Annotated in this window: 11 protein-coding genes; 5 read left to right on the forward strand and 6 right to left on the reverse strand. The window is 71.9% G+C overall.

Annotated features, from left to right (window positions below):
- The first annotated feature begins 39 nt into the window (after positions 1-39).
- The gene (locus tag ACFWU9_RS18090; protein ID WP_384319408.1) at positions 40-4,455 is read left to right on the forward strand and encodes a HEAT repeat domain-containing protein; all 4,416 of its coding nucleotides are present in this window, start codon (positions 40-42) and stop codon (positions 4,453-4,455) included.
- Between the two features lie 138 nt (positions 4,456-4,593).
- On the opposite strand, the gene ACFWU9_RS18095 is transcribed toward ACFWU9_RS18090, so the two are convergent.
- The 3 genes from ACFWU9_RS18095 to ACFWU9_RS18105 form a co-directional block, all read right to left on the reverse strand.
- Positions 4,594-5,433 carry an alpha/beta fold hydrolase gene (locus tag ACFWU9_RS18095; protein ID WP_384319410.1) on the reverse strand — a complete coding sequence of 280 codons (840 nt, stop codon included), beginning with the start codon at positions 5,431-5,433 and terminating at the stop codon, positions 4,594-4,596.
- A gap of 66 nt (positions 5,434-5,499) precedes the next feature.
- Complete coding sequence (manD, locus tag ACFWU9_RS18100; RefSeq protein WP_384319412.1) at positions 5,500-6,741, reverse strand: D-mannonate dehydratase ManD; 1,242 nt, start codon at positions 6,739-6,741, stop codon at positions 5,500-5,502.
- Positions 6,742-6,941: 200 nt separating this feature from the next.
- Positions 6,942-7,970 (reverse strand): LacI family DNA-binding transcriptional regulator, encoded by a 1,029-nt coding sequence (locus ACFWU9_RS18105; protein WP_384319414.1) that lies wholly within the window; start codon positions 7,968-7,970, stop codon positions 6,942-6,944.
- Between the two features lie 273 nt (positions 7,971-8,243).
- Here ACFWU9_RS18105 and ACFWU9_RS18110 point away from each other — a divergent pair, with 273 nt between their 5' ends.
- The 4 genes from ACFWU9_RS18110 to ACFWU9_RS18125 all read left to right on the forward strand — a co-directional run bounded on the left by ACFWU9_RS18110 (position 8,244) and on the right by ACFWU9_RS18125 (position 13,372).
- On the forward strand, positions 8,244-9,608 hold the full coding sequence (locus ACFWU9_RS18110; RefSeq protein WP_384319416.1) for an extracellular solute-binding protein: 1,365 nt from the start codon (positions 8,244-8,246) through the stop codon (positions 9,606-9,608).
- A 121-nt stretch (positions 9,609-9,729) separates the two neighbouring features.
- Positions 9,730-10,803 (forward strand): carbohydrate ABC transporter permease, encoded by a 1,074-nt coding sequence (locus tag ACFWU9_RS18115; protein ID WP_384319418.1) that lies wholly within the window; start codon positions 9,730-9,732, stop codon positions 10,801-10,803.
- Between the two features lie 19 nt (positions 10,804-10,822).
- Complete coding sequence (locus ACFWU9_RS18120; protein ID WP_384319420.1) at positions 10,823-11,752, forward strand: carbohydrate ABC transporter permease; 930 nt, start codon at positions 10,823-10,825, stop codon at positions 11,750-11,752.
- 174 nt (positions 11,753-11,926) lie between these two features.
- A complete protein-coding gene (locus ACFWU9_RS18125; protein ID WP_384319422.1) occupies positions 11,927-13,372 on the forward strand; it encodes a GH1 family beta-glucosidase in 1,446 nt (481 codons plus the stop codon).
- 252 nt (positions 13,373-13,624) lie between these two features.
- Here the strand turns inward: ACFWU9_RS18125 and ACFWU9_RS18130 are convergent, their stop codons facing one another.
- The 3 genes from ACFWU9_RS18130 to ACFWU9_RS18140 form a co-directional block, all read right to left on the reverse strand.
- Complete coding sequence (locus tag ACFWU9_RS18130) at positions 13,625-14,149, reverse strand: AAA family ATPase (protein WP_384319424.1); 525 nt, start codon at positions 14,147-14,149, stop codon at positions 13,625-13,627.
- A gap of 103 nt (positions 14,150-14,252) precedes the next feature.
- Positions 14,253-15,569, reverse strand: a complete 1,317-nt coding sequence (locus tag ACFWU9_RS18135; RefSeq protein ID WP_384319426.1) for an MFS transporter — start codon at positions 15,567-15,569, stop codon at positions 14,253-14,255.
- Complete coding sequence (locus tag ACFWU9_RS18140) at positions 15,566-16,105, reverse strand: MarR family winged helix-turn-helix transcriptional regulator (protein ID WP_384319428.1); 540 nt, start codon at positions 16,103-16,105, stop codon at positions 15,566-15,568. Before ACFWU9_RS18140 ends, ACFWU9_RS18135 begins: the two co-directional genes overlap by 4 nt.
- Between the last annotated feature and the right edge of the window lie 24 nt (positions 16,106-16,129).

Consider the following 16,129-nt stretch of genomic DNA (forward strand, 5'->3'; position numbering starts at 1 on the left):
CTGGTGGCGCGCTCGGGGCCGCGCCTAGGATCGATCGAGATGAGGCCAGGGGACGAGGCATTCGACGACGCGTTCCGGCGGGCGGACGTCCGTCGGCTCTCCCTGCTGGTGAATACGGATCTCTGCCCGCCCGACGTCTTCGAGCGGCTCCTCCGGCACGACGACGCGCCCGTCCGGTCGCTGGGGCTGACCCTCCTCGCCGAGCAGGCAGCCCGCGGCGAGGCGTCGGAACTCGGCGCTCTCCTGCCCCTCGCGCTGTCGGCCGCCTGGCCGGCCCGGGCGGCGGAGGACGCGCTCGTCCTGGCGGAGCTGTACGCACGGCTCGGACCGCATGTGCCGAAGCCGTATGCCGTGGCAGGACGCGTTCCGGCCTGGCGCACGGCCGGGCTCCCCGTACGCGTACAGATCGTCTGGCTGCGCGCCGAGATCGCCAACGACCCGACGACCGTCCGCCGCGAGCCCCCGGGCGAGCCGCTGTACCAGGCCGTACGGGAGACGAGCATCGCCGGAACCGCACGGCTCCGGCGACTGGTCGGTGAGCTGCTCGACAGCGGCGATCCCGTCCTGGTGCGCGAGTCGTTGAGACTGGCCAGGGAAGGCCTGCACGCCGGAGCCCTGTCGGCCGCGCTCGTACGGGCCCATCTGGCCCGCCTGCTGGACATGGACGCCGGGGGCGGGAACGTCGCCACCGCCCTTGCCGAACTCGCCGAGCCCTGGGCGGTGTTGGAGCCCCTGCCGCCCGCCCAGGTGACCGCCGTGGTCGGCCTCCTGACCGCCACCGAAGCGGCCGTACGACCCGAGGCGGCGGACGCGGCGCTCACCGCACTCGCCCGGTACGGACACTCCGGCGCACTGCGGCGGGCCGTCGACGACGGGGAGTTGCCACCCGGACTGCGACGCCGCGCCCTGGAACTGCTCGGCCCACTCGCGACACGCGACGACATCGGGGAGCTGACGGCCGTCGCGACGCGCGACCCGTTGCTCTTCGGCGAGTCGGCCCTTGCCTGCCTGCGCGGGCTCCACCGGCGCGGACACTTCGTCACCGCCCCCGATGTCCCCGCCGTGATCGCGCTCGCGCTGGCCGACCACGCCGTCGCGCCGCGCGATGTCGCCACCATCCTCTTCACCTGCCGCCGGGACATGTTCCGGGTCCTGACCGATGTCCCGGCCGACGAACCCGACTGGCCGCGACGGCTCGACCTGCTGGTCGCGCTGGCCGGACAAGGCACGGGCGAGACCGGCGAAGTCCCCGTCGGAGACGCCGTCACCCGTGCGCTGGAGGCCACTTCGACGCCTCGGCCCCTCCTCGGCGCGCTGCGCGCGCTGCGGTACACGCCGGCCGAGGAAGCCGTACTGGCATGTCTTGAGACGGAGCCCGCCGCCGCACTCCACACCCTGGAGGCGATCGGGGGACGGCGCACGACGGAGGCCTTGCGGGAGGGCCTCGGCGTCATAGCGCTGGAGGGGGCGGGCGTGGTCGCACCCCATCTGCGTGCCGTCCGGCACCGGGCACTTGAGCTGCTCTGGCAGCTCACCGATGACACGGCCGAGCGCCGGGCCCTTCTCGTACGACTCGACCCCGCCGACCTCCCCGCGCGCATCGCCGCCGATCTCGGCGGTCCCGACGAGAGCGAACTCGGCCTCCTCGCCTCCCGCGTGGACCGGGCCGAGCCGGAGAAAGCACTGTGCGGACTGGCCGCCCACGGCGGCGCGGGCACGATCCCGGTCATCGCCGGTCTGCTCCTGGACGTGGTCGCCGAACTGGCCCTGGGGGAGCACGCGTTGAGCGAACACGACGCGGCCCGGCGGCCCCGAGGTACCACGGCGGGCGAGGCCGCCGGTGGGGCCGTCGTACCGGGGGAAGTCCTCGAAGCCGTACGCGAGTTGGGCCGACGGCTGCACGCCCGGCGCCGGATCCGGCCGGTCTGCCTTCTCGACGCCGCCGACGCCGACGCGGCCGGCGACGCCCTCGCCGCGACCATGGTCCTCGACCTGCTCGACCGCCCGGGGCCGACCGACGGCGAGCGGGTGATCCTCCTCGAACTGCTGACCAGGATCCCGTATCCGCACACCCGGCCCCGCGTCCACCGCCTCCTCCGCCACCGCGACCCTCACCTGCGGAAACATGTGATCGCGCTGCTCGCCCAGGACACCGACGGCGACGACGCGCGGACACTCTCCGCGAGCCTCGTCACGCTGACCGCCGCCGACGACATCCAGACCGTACGGCAGGCACTGCTCGCCCTCGGTCACGCACGCGCGCGCTGGGCCTCGGGCACGATCGCCGCCTGTCTCGACCATCCGAACATGAACATCAAGAAGACAGCGGCCGGGGTGCTGGCCCACGCCGGCAGTGCGGTCGCGGTGCCTCAGCTCCTCAACTGGCTCGGCAGGCACGACAATCCGGGACTCAGGACCGCGCTCGTCGAAGCGCTGCGGTCCATCCTCGGTCCGGCGTACGAGGCGACGGTGCGCGCCGCCCTCGACCGGGCGGAGGAGCCGCGCGCCCGTAAGTTGCTGTCCGAGTGCCTCGCCGAGAGGCGACCCGGCGGGGCGCCCCTCTCCGACGTCGCCGCGCTGGAGGCAGGGGGCTGGCAGCCCGCGATCGCGGCGCGAATCGCCGGACGACCGGAACTGCCCGCGCGTCACACGCTGCGCCGGCTGCGGGCGACACACGCGGACTGGCTGGAGCTGGCCGACTCGCTGCCCGAGTCGATGTCCGCTGTTCGGGGCCGACTTGTGAGGGTGGCCGTCAGGATCGCCCCGGGCCGGCTGTCCCACGAGGAGAGAAGGACGTACGCGCGCTTCGTACGGCTCCTGCTCATGTGTCTGACGGACAAGGCGACTTCGGGTGAGGACGGGCGGGACGTCGTGTCCGTCCTCGAAGAGCTCGCGCCCACCTTGCCGACGGTGGAGAGACGGGCGGTCGCCGCGACCGTACGCGCGCTGCCCGGCACGGCGCCCGCGCCCACGCTCAACCTGCTGCGCGGCTGCGACGCGGTGCTGGTACGCGCCGACCTGGACCAGGCGCTCGCCGCGGCGGCCACGGCGCGGGAGGAGGGAGCCGTACTCCGCGAGGCGTTCGGGAGCCCGGACACGTCCCGCTCGGCGCCCGACTCCCGCGCCCGGCTCGCCGCGTTGGTGGACTCGTATCCCACGGCCGATCCCACGACCCGGACCACCCTGCTCGACCGGATGACGGCGCTCCAACCCTTGGACGCGCCGCCCTGGACCCTCGGGGAGACCGAGACCGAGACCGAGACCGAGACCGGCGCCGACGCGTCGATGACGGGGAGACGCGGGCGGACGGTACGCGCGGACGATCTGGACCAGCCCCGATCAGCTGCCCTGCGGGCGCGTCTGCTGTCCCTGCTGGACGCGCCCGAACCCGACCGGCGTCGGACCGCCGCCCTCGCGCTGCTCAAGTGGCCCGATCCCGGCGTCCGTCGGGCGGTGCTGCGCGCCCATCTCCACGGTCGGGTCGATGTCGACATCCCGGCCGACGCCGTACCGACCGGACCGCTCGCCGCACTGCTTGGCGAGACGGAGCCCGACGGCGGGGAGATCCGGTACGAGCGGCTGGCCCGGTTGGCCGTACGCCTCGACCCGTCCACGCTGGAACCGCTCGTATCCCTGCTCCTGGAGCGATGGCAGCGCACCCCGGAAGCGGTACGTCCCGTCCTGGCGGCCGTACCCGCGGATACGCTCGCCGTGCTCCTCGGCGACCGTCTCGCCGCCGGCGCGTGGGGGTTCCTGGACCTTCTCGCGGGCCGTACGCTGCTCCGCACCCCCGAGCTCACGGAGATCCGCCGTCGGCTGCGCGCCGAGGGGCGGGACCGGGTCGCCGACAGTCTGGTCCTTGTCGACGGCCCGTTGCTCGACCCGTCGGCCGAACGCGCGGACCGGCGTGCGTGGTTGACGGAGCGCGCGGGGGCCAGTGACGCACCTTCCCGCCAGGAGCTGCTGCACCTGGCCCGTACCGGGGGGCCCGACCAGATACGCCGGGCGCTCACCCGTCTCACCGAGGACCGTTTCGATCCGGCGGCCCATGACGATCCCGAACTGCGTGCGCTCATCGGCGAGTTGCTGCACCACCCCCGGCCCCGGGTCCGGCTGCACGCCCACCGGACCTCCCGGGCGCTGTACGACCGGGCGACGTACCTGCACCACACGTCGTCGCTGCTGAGCGATCCGCAGCCGGACGTGGTGCGGTCGGCGGTCCGCACACTCGCCCACGCGGGCTGGGAGCCCGCCGTTCCCGCGATCGTCGCCCTGCTCGACCATCCCCACCCGGCGGTGCGCGGCGCGGCGGCGGACGGTCTCCAGCACCTGGGCCCGCGGGTGATCCCCGCACTCCGCCGCGCGGCCGACCACGCACGCCCCGACAAGCGGTCGGTCTACACGTCCCTGCTGGACCGGATCCGGGCCACTGTGGAAGAAGAGGAAGGTGCCTGACGCCGTCGCGGGCCGCCGGCGCCATGAGCCCGGCCGCGTCCGGCACGGTCACGGGCGTACTGGTTCCGAACGACGACCTGCGACGCCCCGGAAGCCGCGACTCCTCCCCCCCGTAACTCCCCACCACCCGAAGGCAGTTCAGCCCAGGAACGCCTCCGTGGCCGCCACGAAGCGCTCGGGGTCGTCGCGCCACGGGAAGTGCCCCGCGCCCGGCTGGACGACGAGGTCGGCGTTCGGGAACAGTCCGGCGAACTCGGTCACGGTCGCCGGCGGTGCCCCCGGGTCGACCTCGCCCGCGAGCAGCAGCACCCGCCGTTCGAACCGGCCCAGCGCCTCGCGCGTGGACTCCGGGTCGAAAGCGCCCTCCCCGGCGAAGACTCCCGCGGCCTCGTCGTTGCGCTGTGCCTCCCCCGCGCTCTCGTAGGCCCGTGCCTCCTCGTCCCAACGGCCGTAGGAGAAGGGCGTGATGGCCCCCCAGGTGTCGGCGGTCGCCCGTCCCTCGGCGATCGCCTCCAGCGCGGCGTACGCCTCGGGGAACCACGGCTCGTCATGGCGGGGCCGAACCGTCTCGCGCCGCACCTCGCCCGGGATCGGGATACCGACCGCCCAGACGCTCGGTGTGATCAGCGCGAGCCGGTCGACGCGTTCCGGGTGGCGGCCCACGTACAGCGCCGCCAGATTCACGCCGCCGGAGTGGCCCAGCAGGTCCATCCGGTCGAGGCCCAGATGATCGCGGAGCGCGTCCACGTCGTCCACCAGCCGGTCGCACCGGTACGAGGCGGAGTCCTCGGGAACGGCGGATCCGCCCGTACCGCGAGGGTCCAGCATGATCAGCTGCCGGTGCGCCGAGAGGCCGCCCAGCTCGCCGAGGTAGTCGGACGACTGCATCGGCCCGCCGGGCAGACAGACCAGGGGAGGGCCCTCCCCGAACACGTGGTAGGCGAGCTGTGTGGTGTCAGGTGCGGAGTAGGTAGGCATCGCGCAGACCCTGTCAGCGGCGCCGACCACCGGCAACCGGGTTTTCACGGCCGGGCCGCGCCGCGCTCACCAGTCGTGCAGCGTGCCGTCCAGCAGCCGGTTCACCGGCAGATAGGCGGGGGAGTACGGGAAACGGGCCGCGGCCTCCAGGTCCAGCTCGACTCCGAGGCCGGGTGCCTCCGAGGGGTTCAGCAGCCCGCCGTCGAAGGTGTACGAGGGGCGGAAGACCTCCACCGTGTCGGCCGAGTGGCGGGTGTACTCCTGGATGCCGAAGTTGTGGATCGCCACGTCGAGATGGATCGCGGCGGCCATCCCCACCGGTGAGATGTCGGCCGGACCGTGGATTCCCGACCTGGCTCCGTGGACCGCCGCCAGGTCGAGGAGTCTGCGCATCGCCGTGATGCCTCCGGCATGGGTGACCGCCGAGCGCACGTAGTCGATCAGCCGCTCGCCGAGGAGCGTCGTGTAGTCGTTGACGTGGTTGAAGACCTCGCCGATGGCCAGCGGGGTCGTGGTGTGCTGCCGTACGAGCCGAAGCGCGGCCTGGTCCTCGGCCGGTGTGCAGTCCTCCAGCCAGAACAGGCCGTACGGTTCGAGGGACTTGCCGAGCCGCGCGGCCTCGATCGGGGTCATCCGGTGATGCCCGTCGTGGAGGAGGGGGAGCTCGGGGCCGAACTCGTGGCGTACGGCCTCGAAGACCGTCGGCATGTGCCGGAGGTAGGCGGCCGTGTCCCACACCTCCTCGAACGGCAGTGGGTGGTCGCCCGCCGCCCCGTTCCCGCCGCCCGTCCGCAGGCCGACGCCGGTCGCGGCGTCGCCGCCGTTCACCCCGTACACGGCGTCGAGACCCGGCACCCCGGTCTGGACGCGGACCGCGCGGTAGCCGTCGGCCAGCACCGCCCGCACGGAGTCCAGCAGCTCGGGGATGTCGCGGCCCGCGGCATGCCCGTACGCGAGCGCCCCGTGCCGGCTCCGCCCGCCGAGCAGCTGGTAGAGCGGCATGCCCGCGGTCTTCGCCTTGATGTCCCACAGGGCCATGTCGACTGCGGCGACGGCGGCCATCGTGACCGGGCCGCGCCGCCAGTAGGCGCCCCGGTACAGGTACTGCCAGGTGTCCTCGATCGCGCCCGCGTCCCGGCCGAGCAGGAGAGGGGTGATGTGCTCACGCAGATAGGTGTCGACGGCCAGCTCGCGGCCGTTGAGTGTGGCGTCGCCGAGCCCCACGACCCCCTCGGACGTCGTGACGCGCAGGGTCACGAAGTTGCGTCCGGGGCTGGTGACGACCGTTTCGACGGACTGGATCTTCATGGACGGGGCTCTCCTCGGTGGACGGTGGGGAGGGTGAGGGGACGGGGGCGGGACCTCTTGATTTTTTACGGCTCCGACTCCCGCCGGCCCGGGCCCGCCGGGGCCCGGTGGTAGGGATCGTTCGCGCGGATCGTTCGCGGTCGCGGCGACCGCCCGGCCCGGCGGTCGGCCACTGCGAGAGTTCCCCGCCCCCGTCCCGGTCACGCCGAGTCGCGCACGACCAACGTCGTCGGCAGCACGAGCTGTTGATGAGCCGTGGCCGGCTCCGCGATCTCCTCCAGGAGCAGCCTCGTGATCGAGCGGCCGATGGCCTCGATGGGCTGCCGCACGCTCGTCAGCGCCGGTGTCGTGTGCCGGGCGATGACCGAGTCGTCGAAGCCGATCACCGCGACGTCGTCGGGCACCCGCCGACCCCGCTCGCGCAGTTCGGTCAGCGCGCCCACCGCCATCACGTCCGACGCCGCGAAGACGGCGTCGATGCCCGGGACGCGGTCGAGCAGGTCGCGCATCGCCGTACGCCCGCCCTCCTCGGTGAAGTCCGAGACGGCGACCAGGCGTTCGTCCACCGGCACGCCGCGCTCCGTCAGCGCCTCGCGCCAGCCCCGGAGCCTGCTGTTGCCGACGTCCATGTCGAGCGGTCCGGTGATCGTCGCGATCGTGCCGCGCCCGCCGTCGATCAGATGGTGCACGGCCGTCGCGGCGCCGCCGACGTTGTCGGAGTGGACATGGCTCAGGGACTCGTCGGGCGAGCGCCGGCCCGCCAGGACCGTGGGCATCCGCATCTCTTCGAGCAGGCCGGGCAGCGGGTCGTCGTCATGGATCGACACCAGCAGGACACCGTCCACCCGCCGGGCCGCGGCGAAGCGCGTCAGCCGGTCGAGTTCACGCCGGTCACGCACCAGGATCAGCAGCAACTGCATCTCGGTGTCGGCCAGTTCCGTACTGACACCGCGGATCACGGCGGAGAAGTACGGCTCGGCCGCCAGCCGGCTCTCGGACTCGGGGATCACCAGCGCGACGCAGTCGGTGCGGCTGGTGACCAGGCTGCGCGCGGCCGGATTGGGTATGTAGTTCAGCTGCGAGATCGCCGTCTCGACCGCGGCGCGGGCCTTCGCGCTGACCCCGGGCGAACCGTTGACGACCCGCGAGACGGTGCCACGGCCCACCCCCGCCAGCTCGGCGACGGCTTCAAGAGTTGGCCGTTGACCTTGCTGTTTACGGCTGTTCATCGCTTCTCCTGACTTCTGCCCCCGAGGGCGGTCCGGTTCCTGCCTACGCAGGGCACTTGGCCCGCGACACACCGCTCCGCCCTGCTCGGTGCCGGACATCTCCGGGCAACGGAAATGTCTTCAACTCTTGACACGGTGCGACGTACTCCGCAGAGTCTTCCACAACCGACTGGGAGCGCTCCCACTCACTTGTTCGCCGGATGACGGGCTCGCGTCCGGTGTGTTCACCGAGTCACTTTTCGGCGCGTCGAGCGCCCCGCAAGGAGGAAGCACATGGGCACCGCCCGGCATCGCTTCGGATCCGTTCTCTCCGCACTCCCCTCCCGTGTTCCGCCCCGTTCTCCGCACCGCTTCCCCTCGCTCGCCGCCGTCGCGGCGGCCGGGCTCTCCCTCGTGCTCGTGGCCGGCTGCGGAGGCGGCGGCGACACGGACAAGGCGCGGACGAAGGACGGCAAGACCGTCATCAGCGTGGGCCTCTTCGGTGTCATGGGCTTCAAGGAGGCAGGGCTCCTCGACCGGTACATGGACGAGAACCCCGACATCCTCATCGAGGCCGACGTGGCCGGTGACGAGCAGACGTACTACACGGCGCTCCAGACGCATCTGGCCGCGGGCAGCGGCCTCAAGGACATCCAGGGCATAGAGATAGGCCGGGCCAAGGAGCTGGTCGACACCCGGTCGGACAAGTTCGCCGACCTCTCCAAGACCCCCGGGCTCGACCACTACCTGCCGTGGAAGTCGAGCCAGGTGACCACGGAGGACGGCAAACTGCTCGGACTCGGCACGGACATCGGCCCGATGGCGGTCTGCTACCGCAAGGACCTGTTCGAGCAGGCCGGTCTGCCGACCGAGCGGGCCGAGGTCGAGAAGCTGTGGGCCGGCGACTGGTCCAAGTACGTCGACGTCGGGCGCGACTTCAAGTCGGGCACCAAGAACAAGAAGCTCGCCTTCATGGACAGCTCCAGCGGACTGTTCAACGCGATGATCTACGGCGACGAGCAGCAGTTCTACGACAAGAGCGGCAAGCTCATCTACCAGGACAATCCCGTGGTCAAGGACGCCTGGTCACTCGCGTCCGACGCGGCGGAGTCCGGACTGACCGCCAAACTCCGGCAGTTCCAGCCGGGCTGGGACCCGGGACTGGCCAACAGCACGTTCGCCACGACCGTCTGTCCCGCCTGGATGCTCGCGCACATCAGTGAGAAGGCCGGACCGGCGAACAAGGGCAAGTGGGACGTCGCCAAGGCGCCCAAGGGAGCCAACTGGGGCGGCGCGTTCCTCGGCGTGATGGAGAACAGCCCCGTGAAGAAGGAGGCGACCGACCTCATCGCCTGGCTGACCGCGCCCGAGCAGCAGGCGTACATCTTCGAGAAGCTCGGCAACTTCCCCTCCTCGAAGACGGCGCTCGACATCCCCGCCGTGGCCAACGGCACCTCCGAGTACTTCAGCGACGCGCCGATCGGCAAGATCTTCGGAGCCGCAGCCAAGGAGATCCCGGACGAGCAGGTGCTCGGACGCAAGGACGGCACGATCAAGGACGCGTTCTCGGCCGGCCTCCAGCTGATCGAGGCCCAGGGCAAGAGCCCGGACGAGGCATGGAAGACGACGGACGAGCGCATCGAGAAGGCCACGCGCTGACCGGCGGGGCAGTCCCGGCAGCCGGAAGCCGTCTGACCGGCCCGGCCGCCGGGACCCGCCCACCGCGCACATCCCCGTTCCACCGAACCGCTCCACCCAGACATCGAGGAAGGACGCCCGCGTGGCCACCTCCACCCCGGCAGCCCGCACCGACGGGCAGCCGCCCCCGCCCCCGGACGGCTCCGCCGGGAAGGGCGGCACCGGCCGCGACGGAGCCGCCGGCCAGTCGCGACGCACCCTCCTGCACCGCCTGGACGTACGGGCCGTGCCGTACGCCTTCATCGCCCCGTTCTTCCTGATCTTCGGGGCCTTCGGCCTCTACCCGCTGATCTACACCTTCTGGATCTCGCTGCACCGCGTCGAGCTGTCCACCATGGACATGATGGAGTGGCGAGGACTCGCCAACTTCACGGAACTCATCGACGACGACCGGTTCTGGAACGCGCTGACGAACACCTTCACCATCGGTGTCATCTCCACCGTCCCGCAGCTCCTGATGGCGCTCGGCCTCGCCCATCTCCTCAACTACCGGCTCCGGGGCTCGACGTTCTTCCGGGTCGCGGTCCTCACCCCGTACGCCACCTCCATCGCCGCCGCCGCGCTCGTCTTCACCATGCTCTTCGAACGCGACTTCGGCATGATCAACTGGGGCCTGAGCTTCTTCGGGATCGAGAACGTCGACTGGGAGAACCAGAAATGGCCCGCCCAGTTCGCCATCTCCGCCATCGTCATCTGGCGCTGGACCGGCTACAACGCCCTGCTCTACCTGGCGGCGATGCAGGCGATACCGAGGGACCTGTACGAGGCGGCGGCCATCGACGGGGCGTCACGGTGGCAGCAGTTCCGCCAGGTCACCGTCCCCGGCATCAGCGCCACGATCGTCTTCACCATCGTGCTCTCCACCATCGGCGCGACCCAGCTCTTCGGCGAGCCGCTGATCTTCGGCCAGGGGCCGAACGGCATCAGCGGGGGAGCCGACAACCAGTACCAGACACTCGGGCTGCTCCTCTACGAAGAGGGCTGGAAGAACTACCAGATGGGCCGGGCCGCGACGATCGCCTGGGCGATGTTCCTGATCCTCGTCCTCGTCTTCGTCCTCCAGCGCGTCGTCACCGCGGTCAGGGCGCGCCGACCGGCACGGGCTGCCACGGCCCGGCAGAAGAAGGCCACGTCCACGCCGTCCGCGACGTCCTGACCAGGGAGCAGCAACCGTCATGACCATCGACACCGCACCCGTCCGGGCGGACGCGCGCGAGCGGGCGCCCGAGGCCCCGCCGCCCTCCGGCCGCTTCCGGTTCCGCCGCGGGCTGCGCCCCGGCGCCGGCCGCACGCACCACGCCGGACCACTGGCCTACGTCCTGCTCGGCATCGCCGCCCTCATCTCCCTCTTCCCGCTGTACTGGACGGTGGTGGCCGCCTCCACCGACAACACCCGTGTCGCGCAGACCCCACCACCCTTCTTGCCGGGTCCGAACCTGCTGAAGAACCTCGGGATCGCCTGGCAGGACGCGGCGATGGGCAAGGCGATGCTCAACAGCCTGATCGTCGCCGGCGCCATCGCGCTGTCCACGGTCTTCTTCGCCACCCTGGCGGGCTTCGCCTTCGCCAAGCTGCGGTTCAGGGGGCGCAACCTCCTGCTGCTGCTGGTCATCGGGACGATGCTGGTGCCGCCGCAGCTCGGAGTCGTACCGCTGTTCATGATGATGGCCGAGCTGGGCTGGGGGCAGACGCTCCCGTCGGTCATCTTCCCGACACTGGTCAGCGCCGTCGGCGTGTTCTTCATGCGGCAGTACCTCAGGGAGGCGCTGCCGGACGAACTCATCGAGGCAGGGCGTCTGGACGGCGCGCACTCGCTCCGTATCTTCTGGAGCATCGTGCTGCCCATCGCCCGGCCGCCCATGGCCGTCCTCTTCATGATCACGTTCGTGCACGCGTGGAACGACTTCTTCTGGCCGTTCATCGCGCTCGACATGACCAACCCCACGGTCCCCGTCGCCCTCACCCAGCTCAGCGCGGGCTATGTGCGCGACCAGTCCGTGATCATGGCGGGGGCTCTGCTGGGCACGCTGCCGCTGCTGGCGATGTTCGTCGTCTTCGGCCGCCAGATAGTCGGCGGGATCATGCAGGGAGCCGTCAAGGGCTGACCTCCGCCCGCCGCTGTCCCGGCCCCCTCCGTGTTCCCCTCCCGGGCCCGAGTGCGCTCCTCGGGTCGCTGCCAACTGCCCTCTGCTCCCTGTGACTTGCGCACCTGCGCTTTTGCGCGCCGCAGCGCGACAGCCCGCGCACAGCACACAGTTCAACTCCTGAAAGGGACCTCCGTGGCCACATCCCCCTCCGTACGAGTCTTTCCGCCCGAGTTCCTCTGGGGCACCGCCACAGCCGCCTACCAGATCGAGGGCGCCGCACGGGAAGCCGGCCGTACCCCCTCCATCTGGGACACCTACTCCCGCACCCCCGGCAAGGTCCGCAACGGCGACACCGGTGACGTCGCCGCCGACCACTACCACCGCTGGCGCGAGGACACCGCCCTCATGTCCGACCTCGGCGTCGGCGCCTACCGCTTCTCGGTCTCCTGGCCGCGCGTACAGCCCACCGGCAGCGGACCCGCCTCCCAGAAGGGACTCGACTTCTACCGGCGCCTCACCGACGACCTGCTCGCCAAGGGCATCGAACCGGTCGTCACCCTCTACCACTGGGACCTCCCGCAGCATCTGGAGGACGCGGGCGGCTGGCCCGAGCGCCGGACGGCCGAGCACTTCGCCGAGTACGCGGCCCTCGTCGCCGACGCCCTCGGCGACCGAGTCAAGACCTGGACCACACTCAACGAGCCGTGGTGCAGCGCGTTCCTGGGCTACGGCTCCGGGGTCCACGCCCCCGGCCGCACCGACCCCGTCGACGCCCTGCGCGCCGCGCACCACCTCAACCTCGGGCACGGACTCGCGACCCAGGTGCTGCGCGACAGGCTCCCGGCCCACGCGCGGCTGTCCGTGACGCTCAACCTCCACCACGTACGGCCCCTGACCGACAGCGCGGCGGACGCCGACGCGGCCCGCCGTATCGACGGACTCGCCAACCGCGTCTTCACCGGCCCCATGCTCGACGGCGCGTACCCCGAGGACGTCGTCGCCGACACCTCGTCCCTCACGGACTGGTCCTTCGTCCAGGACGGCGACACCGCGCTCATCAACCGGCCGCTGGACTTCCTCGGCGTCAACTACTACTCGCCCACGCTCGTCTCCCACCACGAGGGACCGCCCGCCCACGGGTCGGACGGGCACGGCGTGAGCGACCACAGCCCCTGGCCGGCCGCCGACCACGTCGCCTTCCACCAGACGCCCGGTCCCCGCACCGCCATGGGCTGGACGATCGACCCGGACGGTCTGTACGAACTGCTGATGCGGGTACGCCGGGACCACCCGGAACTGCCGGTGATGATCACCGAGAACGGCGCGGCGTTCGACGACTACGCCAACCCCGACGGCGAGGTCCACGACCCGGAGCGGATCGACTATCTCCGCGACCATCTGGCCGCCGTGCACAGCGCGATCGAGGCGGGCGCCGACGTACGGGGCTACTTCCTCTGGTCACTCCTCGACAACTACGAGTGGGGGTACGGCTACAGCAGGCGTTTCGGCGCGGTGTACGTCGACTACTCGACCCAGCGGCGCATCCCCAAGAGCAGCGCCCACTGGTACGCCAAACTCACCCGCAGCGGCAGTCTCGCCCCGGTCACCCCGCCGGAGGCGGTGACCGACGCACGATAGAACCTCCGCACGCGCGACGATCCGGTCCATGTACCGGATCGTCGTGGCCCCGCGGAGCCGGAGCCGGAGCCGATGGAGGCCCCGGCTCCGCCTCCGGTGAAGGCTCCGCAGCCGGCGGCCGCCGCCCGACCGGTCCTCAGGTCGAGTTCACCGATCTCGACTGCATGGAGATGAACCTCTGAGTCCGTGCCGGGGGCCCGGGCGTCGGCGATCCGGACGGCCGGGGGAGCGACCGCCGGAAGGGCGTTTCTCTCAGCTCTTGACCGCTTCCGCGATCCGCAGAGCGGCCTGGGCGGGGGTGAGGTGAGTGGTGTCGACGACCTCGGCCTCGGCGTGGAGCCATGTGCGGGCCGCCTCTGCGTAGGGCGCGAGGTACTGGAGACGGAACGGGGAGTCGGGGCCGAGGACGGTGTCGCCCGCGATACGCGCCCGGAGGGTCTCCTGGTCGGCGTGGAGGACGAAGTGCCGGACCGGAATGGCGTGCTGGGCGAGGCCCGAGCTGATCTCCCGCCAGTACCGCTCGACCAGGACCGTCATGGGCATCACGAGCGTGCCGCCGGTGTAGTCGAGGATGTGCCGGGCGGTCTCGACCACGAGGGGCCGCCATGGCGGCCAGTGCTGGAAGTTGTCCGTCGCGGGCAGCCCCGGCGTGATGTCCATCAACGTCTCGCCGACCTTCTCGGCGTCGAACACCCGTGAATCCGGGAGCAGTTGTTGCACGAGCGCGGCGGTCGTCGTCTTGCCCGCGCCGTGCGTGCCGTTGAGCCATACGATCATGGGACTCGACGCTACCGCCCCTCGGGCGGCCGGAACAGGCACATCGGGGATCCGGCACGGGCTCTCGTCGCGTCCTGGGGCTGGCGGCCCCCGAAGCCGTCTCTCACCGCTGGAGGTCGGCCGATTCCGGACTTCCGGCAGGTGAGGCGGGGGATGTCTCGGGCGCTTCACGTGCTGCCACCGGCGGGGGAGCCGGCGTGCGGTACGCGCGCAGCGGCGCGTTGAACGCGGCCACGAGCGCCACCCCCAGCGTCGCGGACAGGCCGCCCACCACCAGGGCGACAGGGGCGGACGTGACCGACGCCACGAGACCGCCGCGGAAATTGCCGACCTCCGGGCCCGCCACGCCGATGACGTGTTCCACCGAGGAGACCCGTCCTCGGTAGGCGTCGGGGGTCTCCAACTGGACCAGGGTGCTGCGCGTGATCACCGACACGGTGTCGGCGGCACCCGCCACGGCCAGACAGCCGAGGGCCAGCCACAGCGGCCCGGCCAGGCCGAAGCCGGCCAGCGCGAGGCCCCAGACCCCGGCCGCGACCAGTTGGACGAGGCCCCCGCCGCGCCGGCGGGTCACGTTGCCGGAGAGCAGGCCCGCCGTGATCCCGCCGACCGCGACGGCCGAGAGGAACAGACCGAGGGTGCGCGGGTCACCGCCGAAGCGCATCTCGTTGACCAGCGGGAAGAGCGAGACCGGCATGGCGAGCACGGTCGCGGACAGGTCGGTGGCCATCGACCCCCACAGGGTCGGGCGGCGCAGGACGACCCCCCAGCCGCCGCGTCGCGGCCCGCGCTTGCCGGGCGTGCGGCCGGTGCGCTCGGGGCGCATCGACGGCAGGCGGATCACCGCGAGCGCCGAGATCGCGACGGCCACGGCCTGCGCGGCGTACGCGGCGGGGAGATCCCACCGGGCGATGATCAGCCCGGCAGCGGCCGGCCCTCCGAGCATCGACGCCTGGAAGGAGATGTTGCTCAGCGCGAGCCCGGCCGCGACCTGGTCGGCGGGCAGCAGCAGGACCGGCAAGGTACGCCGGGCGGGCGCCCCCAGCGCGGCGCAGGCGGCTCCGGCGGCGACCAGGGAGAGCAGAAGGGGGACGTTCCGGTTGTCCGCGAGGGCCTGGACGCACAGCCCGGCGGCGGCCAGCAGCTGGCCGCCGGTGGTGGCCCGTACGACCGTACGGCGGTCGACGGCGTCGGCCAGCGTCCCGCCGAGCAGCCCGAACAGCAGCGTCGCCACACCGGTGACCAGCCCGATGGCGCCGGTGCCCAGCGGGCTGCCGGTCAGGTCCCAGACCTGGGCCAGTACCGCCACCATGGCTATCTGGGCGCCGAGCTGGGAGGCCGCGGTGCCGATCCACAGGTCCCGGAACGGCCCGCCGCCACGCAGCGGGCGGGTGTCGAGGAACTGACCGCGCCCCTTCACCGCCGCGGCTCGACGAGATGGTCGAGCACCCGCTGCCGCATCGGCCGGCGTTCCAGCGCCTGCCGCAACTCCTCGACGACGGCGGTCAGCGCGTACGGGATCTCCTCGTCCAGCTCGGTGACCGTCGCATGGGTGGCCCGCCACTCGGCCTCCAGGAACGGCACCAGCGACCGGCCCCGCTCGGTCAGATCGATCCGCCGGGTACGCGCGTCGGGCCCCGGCTCGGAGGTCACCAGACCCTCCTTGCGCATCGCGGTGAGGGTCTGGCTGATGGCGGAGTGCGAGCGGTCGAGGGACGCCGCGAGCTCACGGATGGTGAGCGGTCCGGTGTGGGCGAGACGGATGAGCGGATAGGCGAACCGTGGCCGCACCCCCTCGATGCCCCGCGCGACGTAGACCTGCTCGATCTCGGCGTCCATGGCGGCCAGCAGCGCGTGCAGCGGCTGCCAGGGATCGGGCACGGCGGTGGGGTCGGCCTGGGTGGGGCCGCGTGCCGTGGTGGGCTCGGGCGCCGCGGTCGGCTCGGAAGATGTCACAGCACTAATATAACAGCGCGGCGA

This window comes from Streptomyces sp. NPDC058653 (assembly GCF_042716895.1).
Taxonomy (GTDB): Bacteria; Actinomycetota; Actinomycetes; order Streptomycetales; family Streptomycetaceae; genus Streptomyces.

Bases quoted from the DNA above. Each gene is read 5' to 3' on its own strand.
- ACFWU9_RS18090 (WP_384319408.1), top strand. From the start codon at position 40: ATGAGGCCAGGGGACGAGGCATTCGACGACGCGTTCCGGCGGGCGGAC.
- ACFWU9_RS18095 (WP_384319410.1), bottom strand. From the start codon at position 5,433: ATGCCTACCTACTCCGCACCTGACACCACACAGCTCGCCTACCACGTG.
- manD (WP_384319412.1), bottom strand. From the start codon at position 6,741: ATGAAGATCCAGTCCGTCGAAACGGTCGTCACCAGCCCCGGACGCAAC.
- ACFWU9_RS18105 (WP_384319414.1), bottom strand. From the start codon at position 7,970: ATGAACAGCCGTAAACAGCAAGGTCAACGGCCAACTCTTGAAGCCGTC.
- ACFWU9_RS18110 (WP_384319416.1), top strand. From the start codon at position 8,244: ATGGGCACCGCCCGGCATCGCTTCGGATCCGTTCTCTCCGCACTCCCC.
- ACFWU9_RS18120 (WP_384319420.1), top strand. From the start codon at position 10,823: ATGACCATCGACACCGCACCCGTCCGGGCGGACGCGCGCGAGCGGGCG.
- ACFWU9_RS18130 (WP_384319424.1), bottom strand. From the start codon at position 14,149: ATGATCGTATGGCTCAACGGCACGCACGGCGCGGGCAAGACGACGACC.